Origin of the sequence: Amycolatopsis sp. VC5-11, from assembly GCF_037034185.1 — a bacterium.
GTDB lineage: Bacteria > Actinomycetota > Actinomycetes > Mycobacteriales > Pseudonocardiaceae > Amycolatopsis > Amycolatopsis nivea.
Genome location: NZ_JBAGKF010000013.1, coordinates 118,925 through 133,609 on the forward strand (window position 1 = coordinate 118,925; position 14,685 = coordinate 133,609).

General features: G+C 71.8%; 13 protein-coding genes and 2 pseudogenes. 11 read left to right on the forward strand and 4 right to left on the reverse strand.

Annotation, left to right across the window (positions count from 1 at the left end):
* Positions 1–23 precede the first annotated feature (23 nt).
* Entirely contained in the window at positions 24–620 is a 597-nt protein-coding gene (locus tag WA670_RS31395; RefSeq protein WP_336159720.1) for a TetR/AcrR family transcriptional regulator, read from the forward strand.
* Positions 621–761: 141 nt separating this feature from the next.
* Positions 762–1,496, forward strand: a complete 735-nt coding sequence (locus WA670_RS31400; RefSeq protein WP_336159721.1) for an SDR family NAD(P)-dependent oxidoreductase — start codon at positions 762–764, stop codon at positions 1,494–1,496.
* 511 nt (positions 1,497–2,007) lie between these two features.
* Here the strand turns inward: WA670_RS31400 and WA670_RS31405 are convergent.
* Both WA670_RS31405 and WA670_RS31410 read right to left on the reverse strand, forming a co-directional pair.
* Positions 2,008–2,655 (reverse strand): SWIM zinc finger family protein, encoded by a 648-nt coding sequence (locus WA670_RS31405; protein WP_134662710.1) that lies wholly within the window; start codon positions 2,653–2,655, stop codon positions 2,008–2,010.
* On the reverse strand, positions 2,652–5,120 hold the full coding sequence (locus WA670_RS31410; RefSeq protein ID WP_336159722.1) for a DEAD/DEAH box helicase: 2,469 nt from the start codon (positions 5,118–5,120) through the stop codon (positions 2,652–2,654). Before WA670_RS31410 ends, WA670_RS31405 begins: the two co-directional genes overlap by 4 nt.
* A gap of 106 nt (positions 5,121–5,226) precedes the next feature.
* On the opposite strand from WA670_RS31410, the gene WA670_RS31415 reads away from it, so the two are divergent.
* The 5 genes and pseudogenes from WA670_RS31415 (at position 5,227) to WA670_RS31435 (ending at position 9,021) form a co-directional block, all read left to right on the forward strand.
* Complete coding sequence (locus tag WA670_RS31415) at positions 5,227–5,976, forward strand: TetR/AcrR family transcriptional regulator (protein ID WP_037806149.1); 750 nt, start codon at positions 5,227–5,229, stop codon at positions 5,974–5,976.
* Positions 5,977–6,062: 86 nt separating this feature from the next.
* Positions 6,063–7,304, forward strand: a pseudogene (locus WA670_RS31420) (RNA polymerase sigma factor); the annotation flags it as partial.
* A 144-nt stretch (positions 7,305–7,448) separates the two neighbouring features.
* Positions 7,449–8,177 (forward strand): annotated as a pseudogene (locus tag WA670_RS31425) (alpha/beta fold hydrolase); the annotation flags it as partial.
* Positions 8,177–8,500, forward strand: coding sequence for a YciI family protein (locus WA670_RS31430; protein ID WP_037806147.1), 324 nt, complete (start codon positions 8,177–8,179; stop codon positions 8,498–8,500). The pseudogene WA670_RS31425 and the gene WA670_RS31430, both read left to right, overlap by 1 nt.
* Before the next feature lie 32 nt (positions 8,501–8,532).
* Positions 8,533–9,021 carry a GyrI-like domain-containing protein gene (locus tag WA670_RS31435; RefSeq protein ID WP_238606391.1) on the forward strand — a complete coding sequence of 163 codons (489 nt, stop codon included), beginning with the start codon at positions 8,533–8,535 and terminating at the stop codon, positions 9,019–9,021.
* 19 nt (positions 9,022–9,040) lie between these two features.
* Here the strand turns inward: WA670_RS31435 and WA670_RS31440 are convergent, their stop codons facing one another.
* Positions 9,041–9,517: an anthrone oxygenase family protein gene (locus WA670_RS31440; RefSeq protein ID WP_336159723.1), complete on the reverse strand. Its 477-nt coding sequence runs from the start codon at positions 9,515–9,517 to the stop codon at positions 9,041–9,043.
* A gap of 113 nt (positions 9,518–9,630) precedes the next feature.
* Here WA670_RS31440 and WA670_RS31445 point away from each other — a divergent pair, with 113 nt between their 5' ends.
* Positions 9,631–10,470: an alpha/beta fold hydrolase gene (locus WA670_RS31445; protein ID WP_336159724.1), complete on the forward strand. Its 840-nt coding sequence runs from the start codon at positions 9,631–9,633 to the stop codon at positions 10,468–10,470.
* A 582-nt stretch (positions 10,471–11,052) separates the two neighbouring features.
* Positions 11,053–11,988, forward strand: a complete 936-nt coding sequence (locus tag WA670_RS31450) for an AraC family transcriptional regulator (protein WP_336159725.1) — start codon at positions 11,053–11,055, stop codon at positions 11,986–11,988.
* Between the two features lie 4 nt (positions 11,989–11,992).
* Here the strand turns inward: WA670_RS31450 and WA670_RS31455 are convergent, their stop codons facing one another.
* A complete protein-coding gene (locus WA670_RS31455) occupies positions 11,993–13,129 on the reverse strand; it encodes an FAD-dependent oxidoreductase (protein WP_238606388.1) in 1,137 nt (378 codons plus the stop codon).
* Between the two features lie 83 nt (positions 13,130–13,212).
* Between WA670_RS31455 and WA670_RS31460 the strand changes: the two genes are divergently transcribed.
* Together WA670_RS31460 and WA670_RS31465 are read left to right on the forward strand one after the other, a co-directional pair.
* Entirely contained in the window at positions 13,213–13,899 is a 687-nt protein-coding gene (locus WA670_RS31460; RefSeq protein WP_336159726.1) for a TetR/AcrR family transcriptional regulator, read from the forward strand.
* Positions 13,900–13,926: 27 nt separating this feature from the next.
* Positions 13,927–14,670 (forward strand): hypothetical protein, encoded by a 744-nt coding sequence (locus WA670_RS31465; RefSeq protein WP_238606386.1) that lies wholly within the window; start codon positions 13,927–13,929, stop codon positions 14,668–14,670.
* Positions 14,671–14,685 lie beyond the last annotated feature (15 nt).

Sequence of the window (14,685 nt, forward strand, 5' to 3'; positions counted from 1 at the left end):
TCCAGAACCAGTAGGGTCGGCGCATGGCCCGGCCCCGCGAGTTCGACGAACAACGCGTGTTGCTCGCTGTCCGCGACGAGTTCTGGGACAAGGGCTACGCGGCGACGTCGCTGGATGACCTGCTGCGCGCGAGCGGGCTCGGCAAAGGCAGCCTGTACGGGGCGTTCGGAGACAAGCGAAGCCTGTTCCTGCGAGTACTGCGCGACTACGACGACGCGAACCTGCTGAAGCTGAGCGAAAATCTGGCGTCCGCGGCGCGCGGGATCGACATGGTGCGCGCGTTTCTGCTCAGCCCGACCGTCGACCCGACCGGAGCGGTCGCGCGTCGAGGTTGCTTGCTGGCCAACAGCAACGCCGAACTGGCCGCGAGCACTCCGGACGTGGCCGCTGAGGCGCGTCGCAGCTACGACGCGATCACGGACATCCTCGCCGAGGCACTGGAACGCGCCCAGCGCGAAGGCGACCTCTCCCCTGACGCCGATCCTGCCGAGACCGCCCGCGCGGTGCTGGTCGCCCAGCTCGGCCTGACCGCGCTCGGGCGTACCGGCATGGACGTCGACGCGCTCACCAAGGCGGCCCAGTCCACTATCGAGCGGCTGCTGCCCGTCCCAGCGCGGTAAGACGCACCGCCGCTCTCGCCGCGGATGCCTGCCTGGCACATCCAGGTCCATGCATGCTCTTCCCGCCTTCGTTATTGACCGCTCGGTCCATATCTGCGAGAGTTATGGACCTTACGGTCAATAATCTTGAAGGAGGGCGGCATGGCCGTCTTGGCAGACAAAATCGCCGTGGTCACCGGAGGCAGCACCGGCATCGGATTCGCGACCGCACGCGCGTTCCGCGACGAGGGCGCCAAGGTCTTCATCACCGGCCGCCGCAAGGACGCGCTCGACGCCGCGGTCGCCGAACTCGGGCCTGCCGTGACGGGCGTGGTCTGTGACGCTTCGGTGCTCGAGGACCTCGACGCGTTGTACCGAACCGTGCGCGAGCAGGCCGGTCGCATCGACGTACTGGTCGCCAACGCAGGCATCGGCATCTCGGCTCCCCTCGGCGAGGTGACGGAGGAGCTGATCGACTCGGTGTTCGCCACCAACGTCAAGGGAACGATCTTCACCCTGCAGCAAGCACTGCCGCTGCTGAGCCCGAACGCCTCGGTGATCCTCACCGGTTCGACCGCCACCACCCGGCCCGGCCAGGGACTCGAGGTCTACGCGGCATCGAAGGCCGCGATCCGCAACCTCGCCCGGGGCTGGGCGCTCAGCTCGCGCACGCACGGGTTCCGGGTCAACGTCGTGTCCCCTGGCGGCACGCGTACGCCCGGTCTTCTCGAACTGGTCCCGTCCGAGGCGCTCAGGCAGTCCGAAGGCGCGATCCCGCTGGGTCGCCTCGCCGAACCCGCGGAGATCGCCGCCGTGACGACCTTTCTTGCCTCCGACGCGTCCAGCTATGTCAACGGCGCCGAGTTCTTTGCCGACGGGGGTTTCGCTCAGGTGTGAGAACCCGCGAGAACATCACCGGGACAGAGGGAGAACTCGGTGCCGGGCAAGGGAAGCAGCGGGCGTCGACCGCTGCCGGAGCCGAACTGTCCGGTCTTGCCGAGCGCAGCAGGGAAGCAGGCTCCATGCGAGCGCGGGTCTGGCGGGAACTCTGCAAGGCTCGGCGATGAAAGCCAAACCACCGAGCTTTCGAGTGCTGCACGCACGTGGCCGTGCGCGAGCGTTCGTCAGCGGACGCGCGGCGGGAATTCCGCGAAATCGGGCAGCGCAAGGCCAAGCCGCCGGTTATAACGGGTGCCGCGGGTGCCCTCGGCTGTGCGTGAGCGCAGGTCGGCGGAAAGACGGCGAGAACTCCGGCAGCGAAAGCCACCGGTCTTGCCGAGCGATGCGAGCAATCCGGCTGCACACGCTCGGCAGAACGGCGGCGTGAACTCGGCGGGATCCGGCGGCGAAAGCCAATCCGCCCGATCCCGCCGAGCGCTGCACGCACCCGGCCGCGCACGAGCGCCGGTCACCGCACGCGCGGCGTGAACTCCGCGAGATCCGGCAGCGGCGGCACCTCCCGGGCATACACGTCCGCGGCCAGCACCCCGGTGGTGACCCGGGTGGCAGTACGGCGGCCGAGTTCGTCGAGGATTTCCTGTTCGGTCCGGCCGCGGGCGAGCAGGAGCAGGAACGGGTCCGCGTCGAGCAGCCACGCGACCTGGAACGACAGGGCGGCGGCGTGCCGGCACGGGAGTTCCCAGCCGGGGCAGTCGCAGTCCGGGTCGAGGTCGCCGATGCCGGGCAGCAGCGGGACGACCTCGGCCAGCTCCGGCGGCAGGTGCCGGTCGAGCAGTGCGGCTAGGTGGCCGGAGTGGTCGGCGGCGCGGTCGAGCAGCAGTTCCCAGTCCGTTGTGGACAGTTCGGCCAGGTGCACGCCGGTGCGGTACGGGCCGTCGTCGGCGTCCTCGGTGGTCGCGGTGATCAGGCCGGGGCTGACCGTGATCGGGCCGACCAGGCCCGCCGCGGCGTAGCTCCGGCCTTTCTTCAGCTGCCGCAGGTCGAGCGCGGTGTCCTCCATCGCCTGCAGCCACGCGCGGCCCCACCAGGTGCGGGCGAACGGGCCGCGGCCGGGGCGGGCGGGGAACGCGGGGAATCCGCGGACCCGGTCGGTCATCGCTGCCTCCGGAGGGTGACGAGCTCGGCCAGTTCGGCGTCGGTGAGTTCGGTGAGCGCGGCCTCGCCCGAGGCGAGCACCGCGTCGGCGAGCGCGCGTTTCTCCCGCAGCATCACCGCGATCCGGTCTTCGACCGTGCCTTCCGCGACCAAACGGTGGACCTGCACCGGCCGCGTCTGCCCGATCCGGTACGCGCGGTCGGTCGCCTGGTCCTCGACCGCCGGGTTCCACCACCGGTCGTAGTGCACGACGTGGTCGGCCCGCGTGAGGGTGAGCCCGGTGCCCGCGGCCTTGAGCGACAACAGGAACACCGGCACGTCGCCGTTCTGGAAACCGCGGACGAGCTCCTCGCGCCGCGCGACCGGGGTGCCGCCGTGCAGCAGCTGCGAGGGGACGCCGCGCGCGGCGAGGTGCCGTTCGAGCAGCCGCGCCATCACGACGTACTGGGTGAACACCAGCACCGCGCCGTCCTCGGCGAGGATGGTGTCGAGCAGTTCGTCGAGCAGCTCGAGCTTGCCGGACCGCCCGGCGAGCGGGCTGTCGTCGGGCTCGCCGAGGAACTGCGCGGGGTGGTTGCAGATCTGCTTGAGCGCGGTGAGCAGCTTGACCACGCGGCCGCGGCGGGCCATGCCGTCGCTCGCGGAGATGTCCGCCATCAGCTCGCGCACGGTCGCCTCGTACAACGCGGCCTGCTCCGCGGTGAGCGACACCGGCCGGTCGGTCTCGGTCTTGGCGGGCAACTCGGGCGCGATGCCCGGGTCGGATTTGCGGCGGCGCAACAGGAACGGCCGCAGCAGCCGCGACAGCTGCTCGGCGACCGCCGGATCGGCCCCGGATTCGACCGGCTTCCCCCAGCGCCTGCGGAAATCGGCGAGCGGGCCGAGCAGTCCGGGCGTGGTCCAGTCGAGGATCGCCCACAGTTCGGTGAGAGTGTTCTCCACTGGCGTGCCGGTGAGCGCGACCTTCGCCGAGGAAGGCAGCAGCCGCAACGCTTTCGCCGTGTCGGAACGGTGGTTCTTCACGTGCTGGGCCTCGTCGGCGACCAGCAGATCCCAGCTCACCCCGGCCAGCGGCGCGGGATCGGTGCGCAGCGTGCCGTAGGTGGTGAGGACGAACCCGCCGCCGAGATCCTCCAGCGACCGCGCCGTGCCGTGGAACCGGCGCACCGGCGTCCCGGGCGCGAACCGGCGGATCTCGGTTTCCCACGTGCCCAGCAGCGAAGCCGGGCACACGACCAGCGTCGGACCGGCGCCGCGGTGCAGGTGCAGGGCGATGAGCGTGACGGTTTTGCCGAGCCCCATGTCGTCGGCGAGACAGCAGCCGAGGCCTAGGCCGGTGACGGTGTCGAGCCACTGCAAGCCGCGCAGCTGATAGTCGCGCAGGGTCGCGGCCAGCCCGGCTGGCTGCGGCACCGGCGCCGGGTCGGCCGACAGCCGCTCGCGCAGCTCCTCCAGCCAGCCGTCGATGCGGACCTCCACCTGCTCGCCGTCGACCTCGGTGCGCCCGGTGAGCGCGACGCCCAGCGCCTCGATCGCGGTGAGCGGTTTGAGCGTGCGGTCCCGGGCGCGGTCTGCGGTCGTGCGGTCCAGCAGCACCCACCGGTCCCGCAGCCGGACGACCGGACGCTGGGCCTCGGCGAGCGCGTCGAGTTCCGCGACGCTCAGCTCGCTGTCGCCGAGCGCGAGCTGCCAGTCGAACTGCAGCACCCGGTCGCCGCCGAAGAACGACCGCGCGTCCGACGGCGCGTCGCCCGGCCGGACGACCGCTCGCGCGGCCAGCCCGGTGAGCTCCGCGGGCCAGTGCACCGCCAGCTCCGCGGCGTCGAGCGCGCCCGCGAGCAGTTCGGCGATCTCGCGGTCTCCCAGCGCGACCGACGACGGAACCGCCGCCGACAGCAGCGGAGCCAGCGCGGGCCACACCTCGGCTCCGTGCCGCAAGGCCAGCAGGACCTCGTGCCGCGCCTCCTGGCTGCCGGTGCGCCACAGTTCTTCCGCGTCCACCAGCGGTTCGGTCCCGCCGTGCACCTGGACGACCGCGCGGAACCGGCCGCCCGCCAGGTCGTCGGATTCGATCCGCAGCGACACCCGCAGCGCGGGCTCCACTCCGGCGACGTCGCCGAGGAATCGCATCAGCAGCGGATACGGCTCCGGCAACCGCGCCGGGTCGCCTGGGATCGGCGTCGCGTGCGCGTGCGGCGGCATCGCGTCGGCGAGCCGCCGCAGCCAGGCTTCCTCGTCGGGGTCGAGCGCCCCGGTCCACCCGGCCGACGCGAGCCGTTCCGCGGCCTCGGCGGCCAGCGCCCAGAACCTCGCCGACGGACCGGCCAGCGTCCGCAGCACCGGCACCGCGTCCGCGGTCGGCAACCGCAGCGCGGGCACCGTGCGCACCCCGTCCGGCAGCACGACCTCGACGGTCCCGGGCGCCCCGGGACCGTCCGGCTCCGCGCCGTCCGGTCTCCAGAACACGACCCGGCCCGGCTCCACCACTACTGAATTCAGCGCTCCGCCCTCCCCTGGCTGGCCTCTCCGGGATAGTCTACCGGAAAACTCTGTACTGCGTACAAGGAGCGATATGGACACCGAGGAACCGGGCGATCCGCGGCGGGCCATCGAACTGCTGTGGGGCGTGCCGGGTCCCCCGCGCCGCGGCCCGAAGCCGAAGCTGTCGGTCGAGCACGTGGTGTCCGCCGGGATCCGGGTCGCGGACGCGGAAGGACTGGACGCGGTCACCATGCGCCGGATCGCCGACGACCTCGGCGTCGCCACGATGTCGCTCTACACCTACGTGCCCGGCCGCGACGAGCTGCTGGAGCTGATGCTTGACCACGCGCACGGCGAGCTCCCCGGGGAGCTGCCGGAGGGCTGGCGGGCCGGGCTCGCCGCGGTCGCCGAGGACCTGTGGCGGCTCTACCACCGGCATCCGTGGCTGCTGGAGATCCGCGTAGGCCGCCCGACGCTGGGCCCGCACACCTTCGCCAAATACGAGCGCGAACTCGCCGCGATGGACGAACTCGACCTCGACGACGTCCAGCTCGACGCGATCGTCAGCCTGCTCAACGGACTGGTCGCCGGCGCGGCGCGCGGTTCGGTGGACGCGACCCGCGCCGCCCGGCGCAGCGGGTTGAGCGACGTCGACTGGTGGAACCGTTCCGCGCCGGTGCTGGCGGAAATCCCGGCGGCTGATCCGGTGCACTTCCCGCGCGCGAGCCGGGTCGGCACCACCGCCGGGCAGACCTACGGCGGATCTTCGGATCCCGAGCACCATTTCCGGTTCGGGCTCGAGCGCATCCTCGACGGGATCGGCCAGCTCGCCGGAGCCTGACCGCGCGAAATTGTCGGCGCCCCGGTTTACCGTTCGGACAGTGCCGGCGGAATCCGTTCGCCGGCCCGCATAGGGAGGGGCACGCAGTGACCGGGCAGCACGACGCGGCCGAAGCCGCGGTCGCGCAGGCGTTCCGCGACGAGTGGAGCTCCGTCGTGGCCACGCTCATCCGCGTCACCGGCGACTGGGACCTGGCCGAGGAATGCGCCCAGGACGCGTTCGCGCTCGCCGTGCGCACCTGGCCGCGCGACGGCGTTCCGGACCGCCCCGGCGCGTGGCTCACCACCGCCGCCCGCAACCGTGCCGTCGACCGGCTCCGCCGCGCGTCGGCGGGAGCGGACAAACTCCGGGAGGCCGCGCTGCTGGCCGTCCCGGACGAACCGGCAGCCGTCCACGGTGGACAGAACATGGTGGAAGACGACCGGCTCCGGCTCATCTTCACCTGCTGCCATCCCGCGCTCGCGTTCGAAGCGCAGGTGGCGCTCGCGCTGCGCACGCTCGTCGGGCTCAGCACCGCCGAGATTGCCCGCGCGTTCCTCGTGTCCGAGTCGACGATGTCGCAGCGCCTCGTCCGGGTGAAACGCAAGATCCGCGCCGCCGGGATCCCGTACCGGGTACCGCCCGCGCACCTGCTGCCCGAGCGCACCGCCGCGGTGCTCGGCGTGCTGTACCTGCTGTTCAACGAGGGGTACTCGGCCAGCGAAGGCGACGACCTCCAGCGTCCCGATCTGGCGGTCGAAGCGATCCGGCTGGCCCGGCTGCTGCATTCCCTGATGCCGGACGAATCCGAGGCCGCCGGCCTGCTCGCGCTGCTCCTGCTCCAACACGCCCGCCGCGGCACGCGGAACAGCCCCGACGGCGAATTGATCCCGCTCGAGGAACAAGACCGCAGCCAGTGGGACACCGCCGCGATCGCCGAAGGCACCGCGCTGCTGGAAAGTGCGTTGCGACGGCGCAGCCCCGGGCCGTACCAAGTGCAGGCCGCGATCGCCGCGTGCCACGCCAGTGCCGCGCGCGCCGAAGACACCGACTGGGCGCAGATCGCCGGGCTCTATCTCCAGCTGCGGCGTTACCGGCCGGGTCCGGTGGTCGAACTCAACCGCGCCGTCGCGGTCGGCATGGCCGTCGGGCCCGAAGCCGGGCTCGCCCTCGCCGACCGGCTGGCCGAAGACCTGACGGGCTACCACCTGCTGCCCGCCACCCGCGCGGACTTCCTCCGCAGGCTCGGCCGCACCGAAGAAGCCCAGGTCGCGTACACCGAAGCGCTCGCCTTGGCCCCCACCGGAGCCGAACGCAGCTACCTCCGGAGAAGACTTTCGGAAATTTCTTCGCCGGAGGTGTCTGTCTCCGCCTCGTCCGTTCGTCGGGAGGGCAGAACCGACTCCGGAAGGACAGTCATGATCACCAAGACCCTCAGCGCACCCGGCGCGCAGATCCACTACGACGTCGCCGGATCCGGGCCGCTGCTGCTCCTGGTGCCCGGCGGGCCCGCGGACGCCACCGGGTTCGCCGCGCTGCGCCCGTGCCTCGCCGACCGCTACACCGTCGTCACCTTCGACCCGCGCGGGATCTCCCGCAGCCGCACCACCGATCTCGACGACGACCTGGTCGGCCAGCACGCCGAGGACGTCCAGCGGCTGCTCGCCGAACTCGACGCCGGGCCGGTCTCGGTGCTGGCCAACAGCGGCGGCGCGATCACCATGCTCGAACACGCCACGCGCTACCCGGGCGCGGTGCGGACGCTCGTCGCGCACGAACCGCCGGTCAGCCACTACCTCGGCGACCTGCTGGCCGATTACCCGGACATCCCGGGGATCTACCGGGAGCAGGGCGTCGACGCGGCGATCGGAGCGTTCATGGCCGCCAGCGGCTTCGAGATCCCGCCGCCGCCCGAGCACCCCACCGCCGAGGAAATCGAGCAGGGCAAGCAGATGCGCGGCAACTTCGAGGTGTTCTTCGGCAAGCTGATGGGCGCCATCGGCACGTGGGAACCCGACCTCGAAGCGCTCGCCGCTGGGGACACCAGGATCGTCGTCGCGGTCGGCGAGGCGGTCGGGACCCCGGCGTACGAGGCGGGCGTCGGCCTGGCCCGGGCGCTGGGCAGCGAGCCGGTCCGGTTCCCGGGCGACCACGGCGGTTTCGCCGCCGAACCCGAGGCGTTCGCCGCCCGCCTCGCCGAAACCCTCAACGAGGAGAACTGATGCGCTACCTGCTGATGATCGCCGGCTCCGAAGAGCCGACCCCTGAACAGCTCGCGATCGGCTGCGGCGGCTGGTCCGAGGACCTGCTCCAGCGCGGCATCCTCGTCGGCGGCGGCGGACTGCACCCGCCCGCGACAGCCACCACGGTCCGCGTGCGCGACGGCGAGGTCCTGCTCACCGACGGGCCGTTCGCCGAGACCAAAGACCAGATCGGCGGCTACGCCGTGCTCGAATGCGCCGACCTCGACGAGGCCGTCGACCACGCGTCCCGGCACCCGGCCGCGACCTACGGCACCATCGAAGTACGCCCGCTGCTCGGCTGACTCCCGCACCCGCTCCCGGAAAGGAACCCCTCTTGCCCTCCATTGTGGACAGAAACGAACAGCGCTACGTCGGCTACCGCGCGACCGTCGGCCCCGACGGCATGGCCGAGGTCGCGCACCGGATCGCCGCGATCATCGGTGCCCTCGCCGAACGCGGCCTCGAACCCGCCTGCGCGCCGTTCTTCCGGTACCTGGTGCTCGGCGCGGACATGGAGACCGTCACCGTCGAGGTCGGCGTGCCGGTCACCGAACCGCTCGACCTCGGCGACGAGTACTTCAACGACGTCCTGCCCGCCGGGAAATACGCACAGGCCACCCACCACGGAGCGCCCAGCGGCCTCTTCGCCGCCACCGCCGACCTCCTCGCTTGGGGCGAAAAGGAGGACGTGCGCTGGGACCGCACCGTCGAGGCCGACGGCGAACACTGGGTCGCGCGGCTCGAGATCTACCGCACCAACCCGCAGATCGAGCCGGACGCGAACAACTGGGACACCGACCTCTGCTTCCGGCTCGCCGACTGACCTCACCGGTGTCCCGGGGTCACGCGCCCCGGGACACCACCGCACCGACCAGGCACCCGAATCCAGCCGCGGACAGCACCGTCCGCACCAGGTTCCAGCGCACCCACGGCTCCTCGAACTGGGCCCGCAGCGCGGCGAAATCGACCGTGTCCGCGGCGAGGGCGTTGTTCATCGGCACGTTGATCGCGCCGGTCACCACCACCATCGCCACCAACAGCACGGAACCTGCGATGAGCCAGGGCAACCCGCCTCGCGCGCCGCTGGTGAAGTGCAGCACCACGGCCGCGACGGCGAGCAACGGCGCGCCCAGGAACGACAGCATGAACCAGCCGTTGAGGATCGCCTCGTTGATCCGGCGCATCGCGGTCACGAACGTGTGGTCGTCGGCATGGGCGAGGCCCGGCATCACCGACACCGTGTACGCGTAGAACAACCCCGCGATCAAGCCTGCCGCGACCACCGCCGCCACGAGCGCCGCCTTGGAAACGATCACCATCGCCTTGCCTTTCGTCTTGTCCCCCAACGCACCCCAGTCAACCCGCAGACCGCGAGACGATCCATCGGTTATCCGCTCGGAGCCATGCGTCATCGTCTCGCTAGGAGACCTCCATGCAGCACTCGCTCCCCAACGGCGTCACTCTCGGCGCCGAGCACTTCGGCGACCCGGCCGCGCCGCTGGTCCTGCTCGCCGGCGGCACCACGATGCTGTCCTGGCCCGACGCCGTGTGCGAAGCCCTTGCCCGCGGCGGACGGCACGTCGTGCGCTACGACCTCCGCGACGCAGGCACCTCGACCACGATCGACCCGAACGCCCCCGCCTACACCCTGCGCGACCTCGCCGCCGACGCCGCCGCGCTCGCCGGAGAACTCGACGACCGGCCCGCTCACCTGGCCGGCATCGGCGTCGGCGGGATGGTCGCCCAAGTCGCCGCCCTCGACCACTCCGGCGCGTTTTCCGCCCTCACGCTCTGCGGAACGCGCCCCGTGGCCCCCGGTCCCGTCGACGCGGACCTGCCCGATCACGACAAGAAAGCCATGCGCGAACTGTTCTCGCTGCCGATGCCGGACTGGTCGGACCGCGCCGCCGTCGCCGACCGGGCCGCCGCCAGCGCCAAAGTCCTCGGCAACGACCCCGACGCTGCCCGAACCGTGGCGGCCCGCATCTTCGACCGTGCGCCCAGTGCGGAGCCCGCCGTGCAGATGGCCAACCACCTCGGCATGGTGTTCTCCAAACTGGACTGCACGCCGCGCTGGCGCGAACGCCTGCCGGAAATCGCGCTCCCGACGGTAGTGCTGCACGGCCGCCGGGACGTGTTCTTCCCGGTGGGCAACGGCGAAGCGCTCGCCCGCGAGATCCCCGGCGCGCGGCTGGTCGTCCTGGAAGACGCCGCGAGCGCGATTCCGGACGCTGCCGCCGAAGAGGTCGCCGCAGCGATGCTCGCCGCCTGACACCGAGCGCCGGACTGATTCCCAGCCACATCCGCGCCAGCTTGACGGTTGCCCGGCACTGCGATCGCGGAGCATCGCGGGATTTCCTTGACAGCGCGGAAATAGCGGACTTGCTCGACACCTGGCCAGCGCTCGGGATGGCGGTGGGTGCGGCCGGGGATGAGGAAACAATCGACCTCGTCGACACTCGGGCAGCGCTTGGTACGGCTGTCTGCGCCGTCGGGAGGCGGAAACAGCCCGACTGCGACGGCCGTCTGCGCGGCCGGAGGGGGGAATAGCGGACTTCCTCGACACTGGGCTGCGCTCACTACGGCGGTCTGTGCAGCCGGGGGACGCAACCGACACTGGGCCAGCGCCCGCAGCGGCTGTCGGCGCGGCTGGGAACCGGAAACTAGCGGGCTTCCTCGCCCCTGTCCCACCGCCCGCAACGCCGCGGCCGGTGAGCCGGAATAGCGGACTTGCTCGACACCGGGCCAGCGCTCGGACGGCGATCTGCCCGGCCGGGCAGAAGAAAGCGCGCCGCGGCAAGGGAACCCGCGAAAACACGAAGTTTTCCCTTGCCGCGGCGCTAGTCTCGGCCAGGTGGACCCGCTCACCGCGTTGCTCGAAGGACCCCGTGCGCACGGCGCGTTCCTGCTCCGGTCCGTGCTGCGCCCGCCGTGGTCGTTGCGGATCGAGGACGAAGCGCCGCTGACCGTGCTCGCCGTGGTCCGCGGCGATGCCTGGCTCGTGCCCGACAACGCCGAAGCCGTCCGGCTCGACACCGGTGACGTGGCAGTCGTCCGGGGGCCCGATCCCTACCTCGTGGCCGACGATCCGGGGACGCCGCCGCAGGCCGTGATCCGGCCGGGGCAGGAGTGCGTCACGCCCGACGGCGGGCATCTCACCGACCTGACCGAGTTCGGCGTCCGCACCTGGGGCGGCGACCCCGACGGTCCGACCGTGCTGCTCACCGGCACCTACCCGACGGTCGGCGAGGTTTCGCGCCGTCTGCTCGCCGCCGTGCCGAGCGTCGTCACCGCCCGGGCCGGGACCAGCCCGGATCCGCTCGTCGCGATGCTCGCCGACGAGATCGAACGTGACGTCCCCGGGCAGGAAGCCGTCCTGGACCGGGTCCTGGACCTCCTGCTCGTCCGCGTCCTGCGGGAATGGCTCGACCGCCCGGCCGCGCCCGCCTGGTACCGCGCGCACGGCGACCCGGTGGCCGGGCTGGCCCTGCGCCTGCTGCAGGACCAGCCCGAGCATCCGTGGACCGTCGCCGGTCTCGCGAGCGCGACCGGCGTTTCCCGCGCCGCGCTCGCCAGGCGGTTCACCGACGCGGTCGGCGAACCGCCGATGACCTACCTCGCTACCTGGCGGCTCGCCCTCGCCGCCGACCTCCTGCGCCAGCACCCGGACGCGACGCTCACCGCCATCGCCCGGCAAGTCGGCTACCGCAGCCCCTTCACGCTGAGCGCCGCGTTCAAACGGGAGTACGGGCGCAGCCCGCAGCACTACCGGCTGCGTGAACCTGCCTGAGACGTCAGTCTTCCTCCCCGAACATCTTCGCGAACAGGTGCCGCACCTTCTCCGCCGCGCCGTCGGACAGGAACAGCTCCAGGTTGTCCGCCGACATCCGCGCCGCCGGCTCGGCGCGTTCGAGCATCACCTGCTCGAACTTCCGCACATCGCCGCCTTCAGCGAGAACCAGCGCAAGCTCGGCGCCGTCGCGCATCGCGAGGTTCGCGCCCTGCCCGGCGAACGGCGACATCAGGTGCGCCGCGTCCCCGATCAGCGTCACGCCGGGCGTGTTCTCCCACCGCACCCCGACCGGTAGCGCGGTCAACGGATACGCCAGCAGCGGCCCGGACGTGGCATCCACCAGGGCCAGGAATTCCGCCGGCCACCCGGCGTAGAGCTCCTTCAGCGCGGCGCGAGCGCGATCCGGGTCGTCGAACGGGATCCCCGACGACTCCATCCAGTCCTCGCTGCACCGCAGCGTCAGATGGACCCGGATGGTGCCGTCTCCGTTGCGCTGCGCGGAAAGCGTCTGCTGATCCCCGATCGCGGAGAAGCTGCCGCGCCCGACGAGCGCCGAAGCAGCCGGGTGCGCCCGGTCCGCGTCGTGGATGACCAGCTCCATCCCGTGCGCGCCGCAGTACGCCGGTTCCGCGTCGGTCAGCAGCGGCCGGATCCTCGACCGGGCGCCGTCCGCGCCGATCAGGAAATCGCAGTCCAGGGTTTCGCCGCCGGACAGGTGGACGCGGTGGCGTCCGTCGCCGAGCGGCTCCGCGTGCGTCACCGCGTGTCCCCAGTGGACAGTCTCTTCCGGAAGCGCGTCGAGCAGCAGTTTCCGCAGGGCGGGCCGGTCCGCCTCGGGGCGGCCCCAGCGTTCTTCCCCCTCGTCCGGGGTGACCTCCCGCCGCAGCAAGGTTCCCGCGGAGTCGTACAGGACCATGTCCTGGCCCTCCGGACGGGCGATCGCGCGGTAACCGGCCTCCAGCCCGGCCTCGCGCAGCGCCCACTGGCCCTCGCTGACGGTCAGGTCGAGCGTGCCGCCTTGGACTCGCGCTTCCCTGCTGGCATCGCGTTCGCAGACCACGGCGTCGATCCCGTGCGCGTGCAGCACCCGCGCACACGTCAGCCCGCCGAGCCCGCCCCCGGCGATCACGATTCGCATGATGACATCCCCTCGATACACTGTATTGGCGAAATACACCGTATCGGAACCGTCCCGGTACTGTCACCCGAAAAGGAGCGAGCATGGACGAACTGGTGTGGGAACGGCCCGAACCGCCGGCGCGCGCGGCGCCGGCGCCGTTGAGCCGCGCCCGCATCGTCGAGACCGCCTGCGCGCTCGCCGACGAAGGCGGGCTGGAAGCGGTGTCGCTGCGCAAAGTCGCCGCCGCGCTCGGCGCCGGGCCGATGCGGCTCTACGGCTACCTCGACACCAAAGAAGAACTGCTCGACCTGATGACCGACGCCGTCTACGGCGAGATTCGGCTGCCCGACCCGGACACCGAAGGCGTGGCCGCGCTGCGCGCGCTCGCCCACGGCTGCCGCGCCGCCGTCCAGCGGCACGAATGGTTCGCGGACCTGATCGGCGGACGCCCCGGCCTCGGCCCGAACGCGCTCGCGTACCTGGAGGCGTCGCTCGCCGCCGCGGCCGGTCCGGGCCCGATCGAGGACGCCGTGATCACGGTCTTCACCGTGCACTCCTATGTCACCGGTGCGGTCCGCAGCGAGATCCGCGAACGGCGGCTCATCAGCGACACCGGCCTCGACGAGGAAGGCTGGCACCGCGCCGCCGCGCCGTATCTGAAGCGGATGTTCGACACCGGCCGCTACCCCACCCTGTTCCGCACCGCCCGCGACGCCGTGCACCCGGACGGCGACACCGTCTTCGCCGCCGGCCTCGAGCGCGTGCTTGCTGGACTCGCCCTCGGCTAGTTACCGCTTAAGCGGCAAGATAGGCGCATGGACACCGCCGCACTGGGGCCCACGACCCGTGTCATGCACGCGATGGAACAGCTCTGGGCCGAGATCCGGCGGCGGCATGCGGACGTTCCCGAAGCGATTCTGGTGCTGGCCTCGGGAACGATGGGCACCACCACCGAAATCCACGGCCACTTCGCCCGGTCCCGCTGGCACGTCGGCGACGGCGTCGAACCGCGCGCCGAGTTCTTCCTCGGCGCCGAAGGCCTGCGGCGCAGCGCGGCCGAAATCCTCTCCACCACGCTCCACGAAGCCGCGCACGGACTCGCCGCCACCCGCGACATCGTCGACGTCAGCGACGGCCGCTACCACAACAAACGCTTCGCCGCGCTCGCCGCCGAACTCGGCCTCCGTGCCGAACAGGCGGACCGGATCGGCTGGTCCGCCACCACCGCGCTCCCCGCGACACTCGAGGCGTACCAAGGAGAACTCGCCCGGCTCGAAGCCGCGCTGACCGTGTGGCGGCACACCGAGCAGGAGGTCGCCCGACGCGCCGTCGCGGCCCCGCCGGACGACCCGGAAACGCCGGACGAGATCGCCGAACCGCTCGCGCCGCCGGTGGTGATCGCCCCGGTCGACGGCCGCGGCGCGCACCGCGGCGGGCCGAACTACGTCGCGGCGATCTGCCGTTGCGAACCCCCGCGCCGGATCCGCGCGGCCCGGTCGATCCTGGAACTGGGGCCGATCACCTGCACCTTGTGCACCGAGCCGTTCATCGAGGCCTGACCGCTGCCGCGGTAC